21 protein-coding genes and 1 pseudogene are annotated in these 19,526 nt (G+C 65.5%); 16 read left to right on the top strand and 6 right to left on the bottom strand.

Annotation, left to right across the window (positions count from 1 at the left end; all coding sequences use genetic code 11):
* Positions 1-38: 38 nt before the first annotated feature.
* On the bottom strand, positions 39-1,022 hold the full coding sequence (locus CAG29_RS24180; RefSeq protein WP_085583931.1) for an MDR family oxidoreductase: 984 nt from the start codon (positions 1,020-1,022) through the stop codon (positions 39-41).
* A gap of 174 nt (positions 1,023-1,196) precedes the next feature.
* Between CAG29_RS24180 and CAG29_RS24175 the strand changes: the two genes are divergently transcribed.
* The 10 genes from CAG29_RS24175 to CAG29_RS24130 all read left to right on the top strand — a co-directional run bounded on the left by CAG29_RS24175 (position 1,197) and on the right by CAG29_RS24130 (position 10,131).
* Complete coding sequence (locus CAG29_RS24175; protein ID WP_170930395.1) at positions 1,197-3,641, top strand: autotransporter; 2,445 nt, start codon at positions 1,197-1,199, stop codon at positions 3,639-3,641.
* A gap of 95 nt (positions 3,642-3,736) precedes the next feature.
* The gene (locus CAG29_RS24170) at positions 3,737-4,801 is read left to right on the top strand and encodes a nitronate monooxygenase family protein (protein WP_085583933.1); all 1,065 of its coding nucleotides are present in this window, start codon (positions 3,737-3,739) and stop codon (positions 4,799-4,801) included.
* Between the two features lie 165 nt (positions 4,802-4,966).
* Positions 4,967-5,734: a molybdate ABC transporter substrate-binding protein gene (gene modA / locus CAG29_RS24165; RefSeq protein WP_085583935.1), complete on the top strand. Its 768-nt coding sequence runs from the start codon at positions 4,967-4,969 to the stop codon at positions 5,732-5,734.
* Positions 5,735-6,415 (top strand): molybdate ABC transporter permease subunit, encoded by a 681-nt coding sequence (gene modB, locus CAG29_RS24160; protein ID WP_085583937.1) that lies wholly within the window; start codon positions 5,735-5,737, stop codon positions 6,413-6,415.
* Positions 6,416-6,418: 3 nt separating this feature from the next.
* Positions 6,419-7,498 carry a molybdenum ABC transporter ATP-binding protein gene (gene modC, locus CAG29_RS24155; protein WP_085695250.1) on the top strand — a complete coding sequence of 360 codons (1,080 nt, stop codon included), beginning with the start codon at positions 6,419-6,421 and terminating at the stop codon, positions 7,496-7,498.
* Between the two features lie 74 nt (positions 7,499-7,572).
* Complete coding sequence (locus CAG29_RS24150; protein WP_085695249.1) at positions 7,573-8,607, top strand: DNA topoisomerase IB; 1,035 nt, start codon at positions 7,573-7,575, stop codon at positions 8,605-8,607.
* 91 nt (positions 8,608-8,698) lie between these two features.
* Positions 8,699-8,929 carry a hypothetical protein gene (locus CAG29_RS24145; RefSeq protein ID WP_085583943.1) on the top strand — a complete coding sequence of 77 codons (231 nt, stop codon included), beginning with the start codon at positions 8,699-8,701 and terminating at the stop codon, positions 8,927-8,929.
* 131 nt (positions 8,930-9,060) lie between these two features.
* Positions 9,061-9,291, top strand: a complete 231-nt coding sequence (locus CAG29_RS24140) for a hypothetical protein (protein ID WP_085583945.1) — start codon at positions 9,061-9,063, stop codon at positions 9,289-9,291.
* A 234-nt stretch (positions 9,292-9,525) separates the two neighbouring features.
* A complete protein-coding gene (locus CAG29_RS24135) occupies positions 9,526-9,771 on the top strand; it encodes a hypothetical protein (RefSeq protein WP_085583947.1) in 246 nt (81 codons plus the stop codon).
* Positions 9,772-9,864: 93 nt separating this feature from the next.
* Positions 9,865-10,131: a hypothetical protein gene (locus CAG29_RS24130; protein WP_085657017.1), complete on the top strand. Its 267-nt coding sequence runs from the start codon at positions 9,865-9,867 to the stop codon at positions 10,129-10,131.
* Positions 10,132-10,173: 42 nt separating this feature from the next.
* Here the strand turns inward: CAG29_RS24130 and CAG29_RS24125 are convergent, their stop codons facing one another.
* Positions 10,174-10,395: a hypothetical protein gene (locus CAG29_RS24125; protein WP_085657010.1), complete on the bottom strand. Its 222-nt coding sequence runs from the start codon at positions 10,393-10,395 to the stop codon at positions 10,174-10,176.
* 290 nt (positions 10,396-10,685) lie between these two features.
* Between CAG29_RS24125 and CAG29_RS24120 the strand changes: the two genes are divergently transcribed.
* Genes CAG29_RS24120 through CAG29_RS24100 form a run of 5 tightly spaced genes read left to right on the top strand, consistent with a single transcriptional unit; the run spans position 10,686 to position 14,128 of the window.
* Entirely contained in the window at positions 10,686-11,018 is a 333-nt protein-coding gene (locus tag CAG29_RS24120) for a hypothetical protein (protein WP_085695248.1), read from the top strand.
* Between the two features lie 41 nt (positions 11,019-11,059).
* A complete protein-coding gene (locus CAG29_RS24115) occupies positions 11,060-12,097 on the top strand; it encodes an acyl-CoA dehydrogenase family protein (RefSeq protein ID WP_170930394.1) in 1,038 nt (345 codons plus the stop codon).
* Complete coding sequence (locus CAG29_RS24110) at positions 12,094-12,852, top strand: PIG-L deacetylase family protein (RefSeq protein WP_085695247.1); 759 nt, start codon at positions 12,094-12,096, stop codon at positions 12,850-12,852. The genes CAG29_RS24115 and CAG29_RS24110 overlap by 4 nt, the downstream gene beginning before the upstream one ends.
* Complete coding sequence (locus tag CAG29_RS24105; RefSeq protein ID WP_085695246.1) at positions 12,849-13,460, top strand: class I SAM-dependent methyltransferase; 612 nt, start codon at positions 12,849-12,851, stop codon at positions 13,458-13,460. The genes CAG29_RS24110 and CAG29_RS24105 overlap by 4 nt, the downstream gene beginning before the upstream one ends.
* Positions 13,457-14,128, top strand: coding sequence for a glycosyltransferase family 2 protein (locus CAG29_RS24100; protein WP_085695245.1), 672 nt, complete (start codon positions 13,457-13,459; stop codon positions 14,126-14,128). Before CAG29_RS24105 ends, CAG29_RS24100 begins: the two co-directional genes overlap by 4 nt.
* Positions 14,129-14,133: 5 nt before the next feature.
* Here CAG29_RS24100 and ligD read toward each other — a convergent pair whose 3' ends face one another.
* From ligD to CAG29_RS24080, 4 genes are all read right to left on the bottom strand, one after another.
* Positions 14,134-16,614, bottom strand: a complete 2,481-nt coding sequence (gene ligD / locus CAG29_RS24095; protein ID WP_085695244.1) for a DNA ligase D — start codon at positions 16,612-16,614, stop codon at positions 14,134-14,136.
* A gap of 33 nt (positions 16,615-16,647) precedes the next feature.
* Positions 16,648-17,481, bottom strand: a complete 834-nt coding sequence (locus tag CAG29_RS24090) for a Ku protein (protein WP_085695243.1) — start codon at positions 17,479-17,481, stop codon at positions 16,648-16,650.
* A 186-nt stretch (positions 17,482-17,667) separates the two neighbouring features.
* Positions 17,668-18,732, bottom strand: a complete 1,065-nt coding sequence (locus CAG29_RS24085; RefSeq protein WP_085695242.1) for a hypothetical protein — start codon at positions 18,730-18,732, stop codon at positions 17,668-17,670.
* Complete coding sequence (locus tag CAG29_RS24080) at positions 18,732-19,088, bottom strand: hypothetical protein (RefSeq protein ID WP_085641265.1); 357 nt, start codon at positions 19,086-19,088, stop codon at positions 18,732-18,734. Before CAG29_RS24080 ends, CAG29_RS24085 begins: the two co-directional genes overlap by 1 nt.
* A 224-nt stretch (positions 19,089-19,312) precedes the next feature.
* On the opposite strand from CAG29_RS24080, the pseudogene CAG29_RS24075 reads away from it, so the two are divergent.
* Positions 19,313-19,526 (top strand): annotated as a pseudogene (locus tag CAG29_RS24075) (type VI secretion system tip protein VgrG); the annotation flags it as partial.

The following is a 19,526-nucleotide window of genomic DNA, read 5'->3' as shown; positions in this document are numbered from 1 at the left end:
GAACGCGGCCCCGCAGGGCCGTGAAGGCGCTTACTGTGTCAGCGATTGACGTCCACCACAACCCGTCCGCGCAACTGGCCGGCCAGCAGTTTGGGGGCTGCGGCGATGGCCTCGCTCAGGGCGATCTCGTGGCTGATCAGCGGCAACAGGGCGAAGTCCAGGTCTTTGGCCAAGCGGTTCCAGGCTTCGATCCGTCGGGCCTTGGGCTGGGTCACGCTGTTGATCCCGGCCAGCGTCACGCCGCGCAGGATGAATGGCGCCACCGACGCCGGGAAATCCATGCCCTGGGCCAGTCCGCAGGCGGCGACCGTGCCTTCGGCGCGGGTGCTGGCGCAGGCGTTGGCCAAGGTGTGGCTGCCCACCGAATCGATCACGGCGGCCCAGCGCTCCTTGGCTAGCGGCCGCCCGGGCTCGGACAAGGTCGCCCGGTCGATGATCTCGCCGGCCCCCAGCCGTTTCAGGTATTCGTGCTCGGAGACACGGCCGGTGGACGCCACCACGCGATACCCGAGCCGGTTCAGCAAGGCGATGGCGAAACTGCCGACTCCGCCGTTGGCGCCCGTCACCAGCACCTCGCCCTGCGCCGGCGTCACGCCGTTGCGCTCCAGCGCCATGATGCACAGCATGGCCGTGTAGCCAGCGGTGCCGATAGCCATGGCCTGCGCGGCGGAAAACGCCTTCGGCAGCGGAATCAGCCAATCGCCGTTGAGCCGCGCCTTCTGCGCCAGGCCGCCCCAATGGCTTTCGCCCACGCCCCAGCCGTTGAGCAGCACCGGGTCGCCGGCCTTGTAGTCCGGGTGCGAGCTGACCTCCACGGTGCCCGCCAGATCGATCCCCGGCACCATCGGGAACTGGCGCACCACGGGGCTGCTGCCGGTGATCGCCAGCCCGTCCTTGAAGTTCAGCGTGCTGTACGCCACGCGCACCGTCACATTGCCGTCCGGCAGTTGTCCGTCTTCGAGGGATTGCAGGCTGGCGCGGTAACCGCTGTCGTCTTTGTCGATCAGAATGCCGTTGAACATGACTGCCTCGCTGGGAAGGGTTTCGGGGTCGTGGCATTCAAATACCACACTGCAACACATTGCCACACACGACTTTCCGCCAATCGGCGAATCCGCCGGGTGATTCCATCGCGGGCGGCTATGCTTTTTCGACGATCGCCTTCGCCCGTTAAGGCCCCGTCGATGGAACTGACCATGATCCCTTTCCGCCGGTTGTTTGCCTGCCTGATGCTCTGCCTGTTCACCTGGGGTAGCGTCTGGGCCGCGCCCGCGGCCAAAGGCCCGGACACCTCCACGGTCGAGCCGACATGGCCGCAGGTCATCACCAGCGGCAACGCCAAGCTGACGGTCTATCAGCCGCAGCTCGACAGCTGGGACGGCTACACCCTCAAGGCCCGCGCCGCCGTCGAGGCCACCGGCGCCGACGGCAAATCCATCTACGGCATCGTCCAGTTCAGCGCCCACACGCTGGTGGACAAGGCCACGCGCTGGGTCGCCCTCGATCAGTACAACCTCATCAAGGCCGATTTTCCGGCCGACGCGAGCCAGGCCGACACCTGGGTCGCGGCGCTGCAGAAGGATGCCGCCAACCGCAAGAAAACCATTTCCCTCGATCAACTGGAGGCCGCCGTCGGGGTGCTGGCCGCCGAGCAGAAGGCCGACGCCGCGCCGTTGGAGAACACCCCGCCCGCCATCCTCAGCTCGGACGTCCCGGCGCTGCTGGTGTACATCGACGGCGAACCGGCCTACCGACCGGTGGAAGGCACCGGGCTGCAACGGGTGATCAACACCCGGCCGCTGCTGCTCAAGGACGATCAAGGCAAGCATTACCTGCATGTGTTCGACGGCTGGATGGCCGCCGACCGGTTCAACGGCGACTATTCGCGCCTCCCCTCGCCGCCCGCCGACCTGGAGAAGGCCAAGAAAGCCGCGATCGACAGCCGCCAGGTGGACCTGCTCACCGGCCAGGGCGATCCCAAGGGCAAGGCGCCGAGCCTGGCCAAACCGCCGCAGCCGAAAATCTTCGTCGCCACCATGCCGACCGAACTGATCGTCACCGACGGCGCCGCGCAGTGGCAGCCGATCCAGGGCACGCGCCTGCTGTATGTCAGCAACACCACCGGGCACATCTTCAAGGAGATCGGTGACCAGAACAGCTACGTGCTGATTTCCGGACGCTGGTTCCGCGCCGCTGACATGAACGGCCCCTGGACCTTCACCCCGGCCGACAAGCTGCCGGCGGACTTCGCCAACATTCCCGACGACAGCCCGAAGGAAAACGTCAAGGCCTCGGTGGCCGGCACGCCGCAGGCCAAGGAAGCGGCCATCGCCGCGACCATTCCGCAGACCTCGGCGATCAAGAAAAGCGCAGTCAAGATGACCACCCCCGCCTTCGACGGCGAACCTCAGCTCAAGGCCATCACCGGCACCCCGCTGCAATATGTGATCAACAGCGCCACGCCGATCATCCGGGTCGACGCCAACAGCTGGTACGCCGTGGAGAACGGCATCTGGTTCACGGCCACCGGCGTCAACGGGCCGTGGACGGTCGCAGGGTCAGTGCCGGCGGTGATCTATTCGATCCCGCCCAGTTCGCCCATGCACTACCTCACCTACGTCAAAGTCTACGAATCGAGCGGCGACACCGTGGTCGTCGGCTACACCCCCGGCTACCAGGGCTCCACGCTGGATCCGGCCACCGGCGTGGTGGTCTACGGCACGGGGTATCCGTACACGCCCTGGGTCGGCAGCGTGTGGTACGGGCCGCCGGTGACGTACGGATTCGGCGTCGCCATCCGCTACACACCGTGGACCGGCTGGACCTTCGGTTTCGGCTTCGGCTGGAGCTGGGGCGGCAGCACCGTGGCGATGGGCTGGGGCTGGGGCGCCTATCCGTGGTGGGGCAACTACGGCTGGGGCTATGCCTGGGGCCCGCACCTGTATCCGGCGCCACTGGCCTGGGGTGGTGCCGCCTACGGCTACCGTGGCGGCGCCGTAGCCTGGGGCCCGGGCGGCTGGGCGGGCACCACCGGCAATATCTATAGGCAATGGGGCGACCGGGCGACGGTCAGCCGCTACGGCGGCGGCTACAACGCCTGGACCGGCAACCGCTGGGCGGGACAGGTCGGGGCCTCCTACAACTCGCGCACCGGCGTCTCGGCGGCGGGCCAGCGTGGCGCGGTGCACAACGTCTACACCGGCAACTACGCCGCCGGGCGCAGCGGCGCAGCGGTCGGCCCCGAGGGCGGCGCCATCGCCGGCCAGCGGGTCACGGCCGGCAATGCGCGCACCGGCACCCAGGTCACCGCCAGCCGGGGCGCCGTGTACAACCCCAACACCGGCAACACCACCCAGTACGGCGGGATCCGCGGACGCGATGGCGGCGCTGCGCGCATCGGCGACAACGTGTATGCCGGGCACGACGGCAATGTCTACAAGAAAACCGACGACGGCTGGCAATCGATGGTCAAGGGCGGTGCCACCCGCGCGCCGGTCAACAACACGGCGCAACTGCAGAACCTCAACCGCGAGTCCGCCGCCCGCAACTTCGGCAATCAGCGCCTGAACGAATTCCACGACTCCTCGCGGGTCATGAACCGTTCCTTCGGCGGCGGTGGCGGCGGGTTCCACCGACGCTGAGGGCCGCAAATCCCGGCTGGCCTTGCAGCCGGTTTTGCTGGTACAAAACCGGCTCTGCCGTCCCTGCCCGTTTTGTCGTTCGGAGAACCCTTTCCATGAGCCAATGGCCAGACACCCGCATTCTTGACCTCTTCGGCATCGAACTGCCGATCATCCAGGGCCCGATGGCCGGCGCCACCAACTCTTCCATGGTGATCGCCGCCTGCAACGCCGGCGGCCTCGGCTCGATGCCTGCCGCGATGCTGAGCATCGACCAGTTGCGTGAAGAGCTGAGAAACATCCGCCAAGGCACGTCGAAGCCTTTCAACGTCAACTTCTTCTGCCACCAGCCGCCGGCCCCCGACGAGCAGCGCGCCCGGGACTGGAAAAACCTGCTTGAGCCCTACTACCGCGAACTGGGCGTCGATTTCGACGCACCGACCCCGGTCTCCAACCGCGCGCCTTTCGATGCGGCGGCGTGCGAGGTGCTGGAAGAATTCAAGCCTGAAGTGGTGAGCTTCCACTTCGGCCTGCCGGAGAAAACCCTGCTGGACCGGGTCAAGGCCACCGGCGCGAAGATCCTGTCGTCGGCCACCACCGTCGATGAGGCCGTCTGGCTCGAACAAAACGGCTGCGATGCGATCATCGCCATGGGCTACGAGGCCGGCGGCCATCGCGGGATGTTCCTCAGCGATGACCTGAGCAGCCAGGTCGGCACCTTCGCCCTCGTGCCGCAAGTGGTGGACGCGGTGAACGTGCCGGTGATCGCCGCCGGCGCGATTGCCGACGCCCGCGGCGTTGCCGCCGCCTTCCTGTTGGGCGCCTCGGCGGCGCAGGTGGGCACCGCCTATCTGTTCACGCCGGAGGCCAGGATCAGCGCCTCGCACCACAAGGCCTTGCGCACCGCCAAGGAAAGCGAGACCGCCATCACCAACCTGTTCACCGGCCGCCCGGCCCGGGGCATCCTCAACCGGGTGATGCGCGAAGTGGGCCCGATGTCGGCCATGGCGCCGGCGTTTCCGCTGGCCGGCGGTGCGCTGATGCCGCTGCGGGCCAAGGCCGAAGCGGAGTTCAGCAACCTGTGGGCCGGCCAGGCGTTTACGCTCGGGCGGGAGATCGGCACCGCCGAGCTGACCCGGCAACTGGCCGAAGGCGCATTGGCGAAACTGGCAGGCCGGTGATCCGGCGCGGGCGGAGGCTCCAACCCTTCGCCCGGCACCGAATCACGCATTCCGTTTGGAGGCATTTCGCTATATAGTCGCCTATATAGCGAATCCCCCTCGCATCGGCGCAGTCCCCCTCCAACAACCACTGCCCACTGCACACGCCAACCACGGAGCTGTTACATGACCATTCGTGCCTCACGTCTTGCCCCCGCTTGCCTGGCTTCCCTGATCGCCGTCTTCACCGTGGGCGCCGCCCAGGCCGACGAAGTGCAAGTGGCCGTCGCGGCGAACTTCACCGCGCCGATCCAAGCCATCGCCGCCGACTTCGAGAAAGACACCGGGCACAAACTGGTGGCCGCCTACGGTGCCACCGGCCAGTTCTACACCCAGATCAAGAACGGCGCGCCGTTCGAAGTGTTCCTGTCCGCCGACGACACCACGCCGGAAAAACTCGAAAAAGAAGGCGACACGGTCAAGGGCTCGCGCTTCACCTACGCCGTCGGCACCCTGGCGCTGTGGTCGGCCAAGGAAGGTTACGTCGACGCCAAGGGTGACGTGCTGAAGAAGAACGAGTACCAGCACCTGTCCATCGCCAACCCGAAAGCCGCGCCTTACGGCCTGGCCGCGACCCAGGTGCTGGAGAAGCTGAAACTGACCGAGGCCACCAAGGCCAAGATCGTCGAAGGCCAGAACATCACCCAGGCCTATCAGTTCGTGTCCACCGGCAACGCCGAACTGGGCTTCGTCGCCCTGTCGCAGATCTACAAGGACGGCAAGGTCAGCAGCGGTTCGGTGTGGATCGTTCCGGCCAGCCTGCATGATCCGATCAAGCAGGACGCGGTGATCCTGAACAAAGGCAAGGACAGCGCCGCCGCCAAGGCCCTGGTGGATTACCTCAAAGGCCCGAAAGCCGCTGCGGTGATCAAGTCCTACGGTTATCAGCTGTAAATGTCGCTGACGAGCGCCGATTTCGCGGCGATCTGGCTGACGCTGAAACTGGCGTCCCTGACCACCGCGATCCTGCTGGTGGTCGGCACGCCGATCGCCCTGTGGCTGTCGCGCAGCCGCTCCTGGCTGCGCGGTCCCGTCGGTGCGGTGGTGGCCCTGCCCCTGGTGCTGCCGCCGACCGTCATCGGCTTCTATCTGTTGCTGGCGCTGGGGCCCAACGGCTTCATCGGCCAGTTCACCCAATGGTTGGGGTTCGGCACCCTGACGTTCAGTTTCACCGGCCTTGTGGTCGGCTCAGTGCTGTATTCCATGCCGTTCGTGGTGCAGCCGCTGCAGAACGCCTTTTCCGCCATCGGCACCCGCCCGCTGGAAGTGGCCGCGACCTTGCGCGCCAATCCCTGGGACACGTTCTTCAGCGTGATCCTGCCGCTGGCCCGCCCTGGCTTCATCACCGCCGCGATCCTCGGGTTTGCCCACACCGTCGGCGAATTCGGCGTGGTGCTGATGATCGGCGGCAACATTCCCGACAAGACCCGCGTGGTTTCGGTGCAGATCTACGACCACGTCGAGGCCATGGAATATGCGCAGGCCCATTGGTTGGCCGGGGCCATGCTGGTGTTTTCGTTCCTGGTGCTGCTGGCGCTCTATTCCAGCCGCAAGACCCGCGCCGGCTGGAGCTGACGGATGATCGATGCGCGCTTGAACCTCTCCTATGCAGGCTTCAGCCTGGACGTCGACCTGCATTTGCCCGGCCGCGGTGTGACGGCGCTGTTCGGCCAGTCCGGGTCGGGCAAGACCACCTGCCTGCGCTGCATCGCAGGTCTGGAACGCGCCGAGAACGCCTTCATCCGGATCAACGACGAAGTCTGGCAGGACAGCGACAACGGCCTGTTCGTGCCCCCGCACAAGCGCGCGCTGGGCTACGTGTTCCAGGAGGCCAGCCTGTTCCCTCACCTGTCGGTGCTGGCCAATCTGCAGTTCGGCCTCAAGCGCATCGCCCGGCCGCTGCGCCGGGTCGATCTGCGCCAGGCCACCGAACTGCTGGGGATCGGCCACTTGCTGGATCGGCATCCGCAGAACCTGTCCGGCGGTGAACGCCAGCGCGTCGGCATCGCCCGGGCGCTGCTGACCAGCCCGAAGCTGCTGTTGATGGACGAGCCCTTGGCCGCCCTCGACAGCCAGCGCAAAAACGAAATCCTGCCTTACCTGCAACGCCTGCACGACGAACTGGACATTCCGGTGCTGTACGTCAGCCATGCCCAGGACGAAGTGGCGCGGCTGGCCGATCACCTGGTGCTGCTCAGCGACGGCCGGGCCCTGGCCAGCGGGCCGATCGGCGAGACCCTGGCCCGCCTCGACCTGCCGCTGGCCCAGGGCGACGATGCGGGCGTCGTGATCGAAGGCCAAGTGAGCGCCTACGACGCCGACTACCAATTGCTCAGCCTGCAGTTGCCCAACACCCGGATGAACATCCGCGTGGCCCATGCGCCGATGGACATCGGCCAGCCGCTGCGCTGCAAGGTGCAGGCCCGGGACATCAGCCTCGCGCTAGAGGATCCGGAGCACAGCAGCATCCTCAACCGGTTGCCGGTCACAGTGGTGAGCGAACTGGCCGGGGACAACGCCGCGCACGTCCTGATCCGCCTGAACGCCGGCGGCACACCGTTGCTGGCGCGGATCACGCGGTTTTCCCGGGATCAGCTGGGCGTGCACCCCGGCCAACGGCTGTGGGCGCAGATCAAGGCCGTCGCTGTGCTGGCGTAAACGCCCGGGCACGACGGACGGGGCCCGCTGTCAATCGCCATGACAGCCCTTGACCCGTCACCAGGAAGCCCGCCATGGCCGAGACCGTGCCAACCGACACATTGCCCCCTGACCTGCATTACGTTGATGACAGCCGCCCCGGCATCACCCGCAAAAAGCTGCGCGGCACGTTCTGCTACTTCGACCCGGCAGGCCGGCGCATCACCGATGCCGACGAGATCCGCCGGATCAACGCCCTGGCGATACCGCCGGCTTACCTTGACGTGTGGATCTGCCCCGACGCCAAGGGCCACCTGCAAGCCACCGGACGCGATGCCCGGGGCCGCAAGCAGTACCGCTACCACCCGCGCTGGCGGGAAGTGCGCGACGCCGACAAGTACGGGCGCCTGCGCGCGTTCGGCCTGGCGCTGCCGAAACTGCGCAAACGGCTGGAAGCCATGCTGCTGCCGTCCGGCTTCAGCCGCGACAAGGTCATGGCCACCGTGATCACGCTGTTGGACGCCACGTTGATCCGCGTCGGCAATGCGCAGTATGCCCGGGACAACCGCTCGTTCGGCCTGACCACCCTGCGCAACCGGCACGTCGAGGTCAACGGCAGCGCGATCCTGTTCCAGTTCCGCGGCAAGAGCGGCATCGAGCACCGGATCACCGTCAGGGACCGGCGCCTGGCGCGAATCGTCCGACGCTGCCTTGAGCTGCCCGGCCAGAACCTGTTCCAGTACCTGGACGAAAACGGCGAGCGGCACACCGTCACGTCCTCCGACGTCAATGCCTGCCTGCAAGCCCTGACCGGCGCGGAGTTCACCGCCAAGGACTACCGCACCTGGGCCGGCAGCGCCCTGGCGCTGGCGATCCTGCGTGAACTGCGGTGGGAGTCCGAAGCCGAGGCCAAACGTCAAGTCGTGGAAATGATCAAGCAAGTCTCCCGCGCGCTGGGCAACACGCCGGCGGTGTGCCGCAAGTGCTACATCCACCCGGCGCTGATCGAGCGGTTCATGCTCGGCGAACTGAACGGGCTGCCGCGCCCGCGGGTGCGCAAGGGCCTGCGCGCCGATGAGGTCGCGCTGGCGATGTTCCTGGAACGCGAAGGCATGACGGAGGCGGTTTGAGCCGCTGGCCGACGAACCGGCCTGTCCGTCTTTTGCACGTTCGGCACAGGGTTCTATAGTTGATCTGACACGAATTCGCTGTGGTGACGCCATGGAAGACATTTTCATCGTCAAGCGCTGCAACCGGATCATCATCCACGGTCGGCGCGCCGGGGAAAGCCTGCACGAACCCGCCGAGGCCATCGGCTGGTTCCGCATCTGCGACACGCGCACCGGCGGATTCATCGGCGACGGCTACGACCTTGAGGAAGACGCCCGGCGCGAATGCCGCCGGCTCAACGCAGCCAGTTCACCGTTACCGGCCCGCCAGAACCGCGGCTGATGCCGCCCGTTTGCGGGTCTATACTGAAACCAGCTGAAGGAGCGGCACCCCATGGCGGAGAGCTCGCGCGTCGCGGGCTTTTTTGCTGACTCTCCATTGCTGCGCAGCGGTTTCATGAACGGAGGTGCTCCATGTCCGAAAAAGAGTCCATCACCACCCTCCTCACCTTGCTCGACGCGCGGCAGGCGCGCCTGGCGGCGGCCTGCAAAGAGATCGCCGACTGGGTCGACCACCAAGGCGGCCACCCCACCGCCCTGCGCATCCGTGATCGTCTGAACGACATCGAGAAAGACACGCCGCTGATCCGCAGCACCCTGTCGGCGCTCAAGCCGGTGGATCGGCCGTTGCCACGGTTCAGGTGATCCGGGCGTTTAGATGTCGCCCGTGGATGCCTGACCGGGCGGCGCAATTTGTCAGCCCGGGGGCAACACCCGCACCCTTATGGCTTGGCGGCGGTCATGACCGCCCAGGCAGCGCGGCTGTTGCTGCACGGTCGGCCGAAATGGGCCGGCCCGATGGAATCATTGCGCCACTCTTTACATCGCCCCCTCAGCGTCTAGCCTTACCTTGCCGTGGGCAGCGCAGATGAACGGAACATGGACACCCTGAACAAGAATGAACTCGAAAGCGTGCTGCTGGATCGCCTCCCGCAGTGCGCCGTCGCCTGCTCGATCAACGAGGACGGCAGCCTGTCCGTCGAGGTGACAGGGCCGGACGGCCACCAGTTCACCATCGCCAGCATCGACCGAGCGAAGTACCGGGACGACGCCGGTATCACCAGATTGGCCCGGGAAATCCTCCAGGAAATGGTCCTGTCGCGGCAAACCTCCCATCTCCATTGACGGTTGCGTCCTGCCGCCGGTCAGCCGACCCGCACCTTTGCCTTCGCCCGGCGTTCCAACGCGGTATGCCCGAGGCTGAAAAAGGTGTGTGCCATGAACAGAAAGATCACGGTGCTGACGCTGGCCGGTCTGTTGTCGTCCTGCCCGCTGTTCGCGATGGCGGCCGAGAAAGCCGCGCAGGAATCCGCCGTTCCCCCCAGCGCCGTGCCGGGCCTGAACCAGGGCGGCTCGGCTGCCGGGGACGACAAAGCCGATAAGAAAGGCGAGGAAGCCTCAGGGGGCAACTCCGGCGCTGACCCACATGCGCAGAAGCGGGATGCCGAGTCGTCGGACGAGGGGACGAAGCAGGACGGCAGCTGAAGCGAACCGCTCAGCTTCCTGAACCGGTCGGCGAAACGCAGCCTAAGCCCACCCGTCCAGATCCGCTTTGGCCTGGGTGAACACCACCCCCGCGTCGCGCGTCAATTGCCGCCATTCCTGGCCGGTGATCAACCCTTCTGCATGCATGGCGTCAGCCATTTTCAGCAGTTCGTCGTACTGCTCCTGCGCGGACATCCTGACTTCTGCCTCGCGCAGCCTGTTCAGCCATTGCGCCATGGCTTTCTTTCTTTTTTCCTCGAACATCGCCTCTGCCCTCCGAGCGGGTTTCAACGGTTGAGGCGCGTCGCACCGCAGGTGTTCAAGGCAAGCGACGTGCGGCGACCACCTAGGGCGAGAGATGCCTGCCCCCAGGCTGCACCGACCGTCCGTCGCCGTTTCGCCAATAATTCTCAACTTAATTCACACCGCCCGGCTCCCAATTGAACGGACGGTCACCCACCGTCGTTCATTTGGAGAAACCGGCAAGCCGATCCTGTAACCCCATGCCGGCCTGCCGGCCCGCCCTCCCACTTTCGCCCATCAGGAAACGCATCATGCCCAGTCCCCGCCAGCACACCCAGACCCGCGCTTGCCGCGAGTTCGCCCTGGAACAGAACCAGCGCCTGATCCGCCAGGCCCATGCCCTGAATGCAGAGGCCTTCGCGCTGATCGCCGACGTCCGCCCGAACGTCGACACCTTTGAGCAGTACCACCTGCTGCGCAACAAGGCCGAAGAAAAGTTTCAGGAGGCCAAGGAGCATCTTCGCTTGGTGAACGAAACGTTTGCCGAGCCTGTCGCACCGTCCGAGCGTCCCCGACCGTTGACCGCAGGAAAACCCCGTCAGGCGATCACCCACGAGCCTGTCCTGCTCCTCACCGGGCGCTGAGCCACAGCCGGCCCGCCGCGCCGAGTGAGAGAGAAACGGACATGAGTGAACCCCACCGCTTTTCGTTATCCGACCTGGTGGCCGCCTTGCAGGCGCAAACGCTGCCGCCGACCTTGACGCCCCAGGCGCTGGCGCACGTCTTGCAGACGCTGTGCCGCAGCGGCCTGGATGACCTGCCCCTGCCGGGACAGGGCAACACGCTGCTGCGCTGGCAAGCCCTGGCGCGGGTGGCGGCCTTCGACCTCAGCCTGTGCAAGCTCTACGAGGGCCACACCGATGCGCTGGCGATCATGCGTCACTGGGCGGCGCCGGCCATCCCCTCAGGCAGTACGTGGGGCATGTGGGCGGCGGAGCCGCCGCAGGCGCGGGTCACCGTCCGGACAGCCCACCCCGGCGGGTTCGTCCACTTGCAGGGTGTCAAGGCCTGGTGCTCCGGCGCCGCGACCGTCAGCCACGCCTTGGTCACGGCCTGGAACCCGGAGGGCCGGCAGCAACTGGTGGCGGTCGCGCTTGATCAACCCGGCGTGCGGGTCACGGACAAGGGTTGGCTAGCTGTCGGGATGTCGGCCACGCAAAGCGTGGAAGTGCAGTTCGAGGGCGCGCGGGGGCGTCCGGTCGGGCCACCGGGCGGCTATCTGGCGCGAGCCGGCTTCTGGCACGGCGGCGCCGGCATCGCCGCCTGCTGGTTCGGTTCGGCTCAAATCATTGCGGAAGCCTTGCGCGCGCACTGTGCCCGCAGCGAGGAACCGCACAGCCTGGCGCACCTGGGCGCGGTAGATTGCTCGCTGCATTGCACCGCGAACCTGCTGCGCGTCACGGCGCACTGGATAGACCGTCATCCCGACGCGGATGCCTTTCTTCCCGCACAACGCCTGCGGGCCCAATGCGAACACAGTGCCGAACAGGTGATCAGCCATGCGGGACGGGCGTTGGGCGCCACCGCCTATTGCCGTGACGCGCGTCTTGCCCGTCACTTGTGCGACCTGCCGGTGTACCTGCGGCAAAGCCATGCCGAGCGCGACCGCGCGGCGCTGGGCGCGGTCGTCGCCCGCGAGCTGCCGGGGAGCTGGATGCCATGAGCGCCGATCCGATCTCCGGCGAAGGCACCTCGCCCGAGGCCTGGCTTGCGTCGCGCCGGCTCGCCCAGGTCGCGTCGGTTCAGGCCCAGGCGCTGGTGCCGACAGGATCGCGCGCCGTCATCGTCGCGCCCCACCCGGACGATGAAGTGCTGGGCTGCGGTGGACTGCTGCAGACATTGGCCCGCGCGGGGCGGCACATCCTGCTGGTATCGGTGACCGACGGAGAAGCCAGCCATCCCGGTTCCCGCTGGTGGACGCCCCAACGTCTGCGGGCGACCCGTCGGCAGGAATGCGCGCAGGCCCTCACCCGTCTCGGCGTCCCGCACGAGCGGATGACATGGCTGCATGGCGGCTTTCCCGACACCGCCGTCGCGCGCCATGAACAGGCGCTGACGAACGTCCTGCTGGACTGCCTGCGTCCCGGCGATACCGTTTTCACCACCTGGCGCCACGACGGCCACTGCGACCATGAAGCCGTCGGCCGCGCCAGCGCCGCCGCGACGAGACAGATCGGCGCACGCTTGCTGGAGGTGCCCATCTGGGCCTGGCACTGGGCCTCTGCGCAGGATCCGCGCATCCCCTGGCGACGCGCCCGCAAGGTGCTCATGGACGAAGCTGCACTGGCGCGCAAGCGGCATGCGGTGCAGGCCTTCGTCAGCCAGACCGAACCCGATCCGGCATCGGGCAACCCTCCCGTGCTGACGTCCAGAACCCTGGAGCGTCTGTTGCACGACTTTGAAGTGGTGTTTCTATGAGCGTCGCCAATGCCTATTTCGACCATCTGTTCAGCCGCAGCCCCGATCCCTGGTCCATGCGTGAACGCTGGTACGAACGACGCAAGCGCGACATCGCCCTGGCCGCGCTGCCGCAACGCCGCTACCGCCGCGGCTTCGAGGCCGGGTGCGCCAACGGCGAGCTGAGCGTCAGGCTGGCGGAACGCTGCGACAGGCTGCTGTGCTGCGATGTCTCGGCCCTCGCGGTCAAGCTTGCCACCGAGCGCCTGCAGGACGCCGGCCATGCCCGCGCCTATCAGGCCCGTGTGCCGGACCAATGGCCCGGCGGCGCGTTCGACCTGATCGTCATCAGCGAACTGGGCTACTACCTCGACGCTGCGGATCTGCGCCGGATGGTCGAGCTGGTGAGAGCCGCGCTCACCGCCGACGGCGCCCTGCTCGCCTGCCATTGGCGGCATCCGGTGGCGGTGTGTCCGCAGACCGGCGACCAGGTGCATGCGTGCCTGCACGAACACCTGCACCTGAACCGCTCGGTGCGCCATGAGGAAGCGGACCTTCTGCTGGAGGTCTGGGAAGGCAACGAGCTGTCCGTCGCTGACCGCGAGGGCTTGACGGAGCGCGCGCCATGATCGGGGTCGTGGTGCCGGCCCACAATGAGCAAGCGCTGCTGGCCGACTGCCTGCGCGCCCTGTGCCTGGCGGCATGCCATCCTGGCCTGGCCGGGGAAACCGTGCAGGTTCTGCTGGTGCTCGATGACTGCGTCGACGGCAGCGGCGCCATCGCCGCAGATGCCGGCGTCGAATGCCTGAGCGTCAGCGCCCGCAATGTCGGTTATGCCCGGGGTGTCGGCGTCAGCCATTTGATCGCCCTGGGCGCACGCTGGATCGCCTGCACCGACGCGGACAGCGAAGTGGCACCGGACTGGCTGGTGGCCCAGTTGTCGCTCGAAGCGGACATGGTCTGCGGCACGGTGCATGTGCGCGACTGGGGCGGGATCGGCCTGGCGATCCGGCAGCGCTACGCCGACGCCTATACCCACGCGGAGAACCATCGCCACATTCATGGCGCCAACCTGGGCTTTTGCGCCGTGGCGTACCTGCGGGCCGGCGGGTTCAAGCATCTGCCGGTGGACGAGGACGTGTGCCTGGTCAAAGACTTCGAGCGGTCGGGCGCCAGCATCTCCTGGAGCCAGAGGCCGCGGGTGGTCACCAGCGCTCGCCTTGAGGGGCGGGCCCGGAACGGTTTTGCCGGCTACCTGCGAAGCCTGGTGCGCGGCGAAGAAGCCGGCTCAGGCTAGCCGCTTCATGCCTGTTTCTTGAGACCCAGTTGTCTGCGCATCGCCGCAGTGATCGACTGGCGCACGTCGCCGTACCCGGCCCAAGGGTCTTCCACCTCACCCAACCGCTGCGCCAGATTGAACAGGGTCCATTGTCCGGCGCCTTTGATGTCCGCCAGCTCATCGCGGTGGATCGGCACGGACACCGGCAGCCCCTCGCGGGCCCGCAGCGAATAAGCACAGGCGGTGGTGGCGCCCCGGCCGTTGCGCAGGTAGTCGATGAAGATCCTGCCCACACGGTTTTTCGGCCCGGAGACCGCCGAGATCCGTTCGGGAAACAGCGCGGCCAGGTGCTGAACCATGGCCTGGCTGAAGGCCTTGACCTCATCCCAACCCGCCCGGCGCACCAGCGGCACCACGACGTGCATGCCCTTGCCGCCGCTGGTCTTGAGGAACGCCTGCAAGCCGAGTTCATCGAGCAGGGTCAACGTCAGGCCGGTGGCCTCGACCATCATCTTCCAGGGCAGCGCGGGATCCGGGTCGAGGTCGAGGATCAGCCGGTCCGGCTTGTCGAAGTCCTTGGTCGTGGCGTTCCAGGTGTGCAGCTCCAGCGTATTCATCTGCACCGCACCCATCAGCGCCGGCAGTTGATTGATGACGATCGCCACCTGCCCCGCCTCAGCCTTCGAGTACTGACGCAGCCCGGGAATGGCCAGGTGCGCGGCGTGCTTCTGGAAGAACAGTTCGCCGGCCAGGCCGTCCGGTGCGCGCACCAGGGCCACCGGGCGCTGGGCCAGGTGCGGCAGGATCCAGTCCGCCACCTGGGCGTAATACTCGGCGACCTGGCCCTTGGTGGCGCCGCTGCTGGCGTCGACGATGCGGTCGGGATGGGTCAGGTGCCAGCGGCCGTCGGCCGGGCGGCCCTTGGCTTTCGCCTTCGCCGGCGCCGGCGCCGGGCGTTCCGCTGCCACGGTGTCGGCGGGCTTGTCGTCGCGCAAGCCATGGAACACCGAATGGCGCACCACGCCGTCACGGGTCATTTGGCCGTAAGCGACTTCGGCCAGCAGTTGCGGCTTGACCCAATGCACCTCACGGGCCGAAATGCCGGCCGGGGTTTTCTTCAATGGACTGCCGCTCACCGTCAACGGCTTCAGGCGTGAGTGAATGTGCTGCAGCGTCGTGGCGCTGAACCCGGTGCCGACCTTGCCGGCGTAGCGCAAGGTGCCGCTGTCCTTGTCGTGCAAGGCCAGCAACAGAGCGCCGAAGGCACTGCGGGAGCCTTTGGGCTCGGTGTAGCCGACGATCACGAATTCCTGCCGCTGGCTGCACTTAAGCTTGATCCAGTCGGGGCTTCGGCGGCTGACATAGGGGCTGTCGGCCCGCTTGCCGATCAACCCTTCGAGCTTCATGTCGCAGGCGCTCGCCAGCAAGGACGCTACAGGCTGGTCGAAGGACTCGGAGTAACGCAGCTCCGGGGCCTTTTCATCCGTGAGCACGGCTTGCAACGCAGCGCGGCGCTCCTTCAGGGGACGGTCACGCAGATCCTCGCCGTTCAGGAACGGCGCATCGAAGACGTAATAGACGATACGTGCATCGGCCTGCTCATCGAACGCGTTCTGCAACGCCTGGAAATCCGCGATGCCGTCATCGCCGATCACCACCATCTCGCCGTCCAGCCAAGCGGACTTCAGCCCGAGCCTGGCCAGCGCCCGGGCCTGGCGGGGCATTTTCGCCGTCCAGTCCAGGCCGCTGCGGGTGAACAGTTTCACCTGTTTGCCGTCGATCCGGGCCAGCATGCGGTAACCGTCGAACTTGATCTCGTAGCACCAGTCGCCGGCGGGCGGCGAATCCACCAGCGTGGCCAGCTCGGGCTTGAGCGACGCCGGCAGCGCCGAAGCAGGGGCGGCCTTGCCCTTAGGCTTGGCGGCGGCCGCTTTCGGCGGTTCCGCGATCAGCGTGCGGTCGCTCAAGACACTGTCCGGGCGCGCCTCCAGCACGTCGTAGTCGGATTCGGCCCGGGCCTGATCGTCATCGGACTTGACCAGCAGCCACTGCTCCTTCTTGCCCGCCAGCCGGGTGCGGAACAGGTTCCAGGCTCCCGAGAGCTTTTCCCCCTGCAAGTGAAACCGTAGCTTGCCCTTCGCGTAGCCGTCATGGGGATCGCCTTCCGGCATCCAGACGCCGCGATCCCAGACGATCACGTCCCCGGCGCCGTAATGGCCTTCGGGAATGTGCCCCTCGAACGTCGCGTAGTCCAGCGGATGATCTTCGACATGCACCGCCAACCGCCGCACGGACGGATCGAGCGAAGGCCCTTTGGGAATCGCCCAACTCTTGAGCGTGCCGTCGAGCTCCAGGCGGAAGTCGTAATGCAAATGGCTGGCGTCATGCTTCTGGATGCAGAACTGCAGCGCCTTGGCCTTGCTGCCGCGCGCCTGCTTGCCCGCCGGTTCCGGGGTGGCGTCGAAGTTGCGCTTGCGTTGGTATTCCGTCAGGGACTTGGCCATGGCGCGGCTCCACGATCCTGGGTGACTGCCCCGCTACGACGCCTTGCGGCGCGTGCGTTTGGGCGCAGATTTGGCCTTGCCGCCGCCCAGGCTGCGCTTGAGCAGTTCGGTCAGGTCGACGATGTTGGCCTCTTTGCGCTCGGCGGCGGATTCCGGCGCGGCCACGGTGGCGATCTTGCCCTTGCTCGCCTTTTCTTCGACCAGGGCCATGATGGTGTCCTTGAAATCGTCCAGGTACTGCTCCGGCTCCCAATGGCTGCTCATGTCGTCCACCAGGCGCTTGGCCATCTGCAGTTCCTTCTTGTCCAGTTTGGGCTGGGTGACGCTGGCGTCCAGTTCCAGGCCCTCCAGGCTGCGCACCTCGTCGGGCCAGCGCAGGGTGATCATCACCAGCGCATCCTCCAGCGGGCGCAGCAGGGCCAGGTGTTGCTGGGTATGCAGCACCACCCGCGCCAGGGCGACCTTGCCGGACGCCGTCAGCGTTTCGCGCAGCAGCGCATAGACCTTGCCGCCGCGCCGGTCCGGGCTCAGGTAGTAAGGCGTGTCGAAATGCTGGAGAGGAATCTCGTCGGCCGCGACGAAGGAGAAGATGTCGATGGTCTGGGTCGCCTCGGGCCGGGCCTTGCGGATCTCGTCTTCGCTGATGACCACGTAGCGGCCTTTCTCGAACTCGATGCCCTTGACGATGTTGTCCTTGTCGATTTCCTTGCCGCTGACCTTGTTGATCCGCCGGTAACCGACCGGCTCCATGCTGCGCTTGTCCAGCCAGTCGAAATCCAGCCGCTGGCTGACGACGGCGGAACTCAAGGACACCGGGATGTGCACCAGTCCGAAACTGATCGCACCTTTCCAGATCGCGCGGGCCATGTCGGTCTCCTGTCGGCTGAACCGGTCTGTAGCCGCTCGCGGGAAATGGGTTTGGGGAGCAGCTTGTTGGGTTGAGCGCTGCGGTGAACCGGGAGTTCAAAAAGAATGCGGGCGGAGGACATCCTCTATCCGGCCTGCAAGCCAGACGGCGGCAAATGACAGCAAGTGATGTACTTCGGCAACGACTCAAAGCGAATCGATATCAATCTCCTCGCCGTCGTTTGCTTCCACGTGAGCAAGCAGATTCTTGTATGACTCGAACTCTTCTCGGGCCAGCCTGAATCTTTCCCTCGTCTCCTCCGGGCATGGAGGCTGAGGCTTCAGGCTTTGGGCGTATTGCCGGAACAGATGTCTTTTTCGTGTGCTCTGATCGTCGCCTTTGAGATAAAGATCAATGTTCTCTTGAGAAACAACGTTGTAGGAACCGAAAACAAAGGTCACATGCGCTTTGCAAACCGGGTTTTCGTTGTACCAGATAAATTCCTGCGAGGTACGTTTGTGAGGTTGTGACCTAGGCTTCGGGGGAACCAGGAAGACCACTTGCATTGCTTTGTCGTGCATCCCGCCCAAAAATCTGTCCAAATCCACCGGACTGACGCCAAGGCGTGTGGATGTACGCGAATAATCGACCACGTCGAACGCCGTACGCAGTTCATTGAAGATACTGAACGGCATGATGTGGTGAACCCCCAGAAGCGTAATCTCGCTGTTTTCGCTTGGCGTATTCTGGTTTAGCCGTTCCAGCAGAGTAGGAAAATCGATGCATTGATCGCTGCAATACATCTTTGTTGCATCATCCGGAATGTCGGCCTCCATCTGAGACATCAGCTCCCGGTTCTCCAAGATCGGGATGTCGATAAAATCCTGAATTGAACCTTGTATCTCCGGCATGAAAGCCAGGTCGATGACACTGTGACAACCGGGGACAATTTCGAACTTATTGGTGCTGCGGGTCGGGCTGAACTCCATCCCGGCCTTCTTCACCAAAAACACTTCGTAGTTTCCCTCAGGTAACCCGCCTTTCTGAAAATACCGAGTCGGCTGGGATACAAACGAGCCCTCCTCGCTGCTGTTCAGTTCGAACTCGGTGTGCTCGGTGCTTTGTTCCTCGCGGATTCTCAGGAAGACACCATCGACCAGTTGATCCTTGTCGTCATATACGCGAATACACAGAACACCCGTTTTTTCACAAGGCTCAATTATCGAGCCGATCGGTTTGTCTTCCGGTGAGTTGGCTTTGACGCGACACATCAGAGCATCCCCCCACAGCGCAAATCGGCGTACTGCCTGACCATTTCGTAGCGCCTGCCTGGGTCAATGTCCGCCACGACCAGAAAGTCCTTAGCCCACCAGTTCTGCTCCGCCTCGATGAACCCTGCCCCGTAATACAGTGCGCACTCGATGAAGGTGAAAAACTGCATTTCGGTCATGGCACGGTAACGCTTCGCCCGTTCGAACTCCTGGTCGATAAAGGCATCCAGGGACTGGGTTCCCAAGGCTTGGATACGGTCGGCGTAAAAGGGCTCCAGCCGCGTACGCGCCCTCTGCTTGAAGTTGTCGATCGAAGAAAGCCGGAAAGCGTCCATTTGTTCTTTGCGCATGATCATGGGATTCCGTTCCACGCTCCGTTTAAGCACTACAGAATAGTGGCATCCGGCCATTTTGCAGACTATCTTGATTCCGTCGTATCGATTGCCCCGGCAGCCCGGCACCCGCTCCCCCCAATGACGCCCCTGACCCTCGTCAGCCCGACCGGAAGCCGCGCCGTTTCATGAATGGATTCAGTCCCGCAGGGCCTTGCGCCCTGCGGCACCAGGAAGGAGCCCAAGGTATGCTGGATGCCAACGCGACGCACATCACCCTGAACCTCGAAGGCGTCTCAAACGATCTCCAGGTCGTGAGTTTCGTTGGCCGCGAAGCCCTCAACCAAGCTTTTTGCTTCGACATCGAACTGGTCAGCGCCCGCCCCGACCTCGCCCTCGAAGAGCTGCTGCACAAGCCCGGCGTCCTCACCTTCGGCGCCACCGGCGAGGGCAAGATCCACG

The sequence above is a fragment of the Pseudomonas sp. B7(2017) genome (assembly GCF_002112745.1).
GTDB classification, from domain to species: domain Bacteria; phylum Pseudomonadota; class Gammaproteobacteria; order Pseudomonadales; family Pseudomonadaceae; genus Aquipseudomonas; species Aquipseudomonas ekonensis.
Note: the sequence above shows the minus strand (reverse complement) of the source record. Positions and strands in the feature narration are given on the sequence as shown.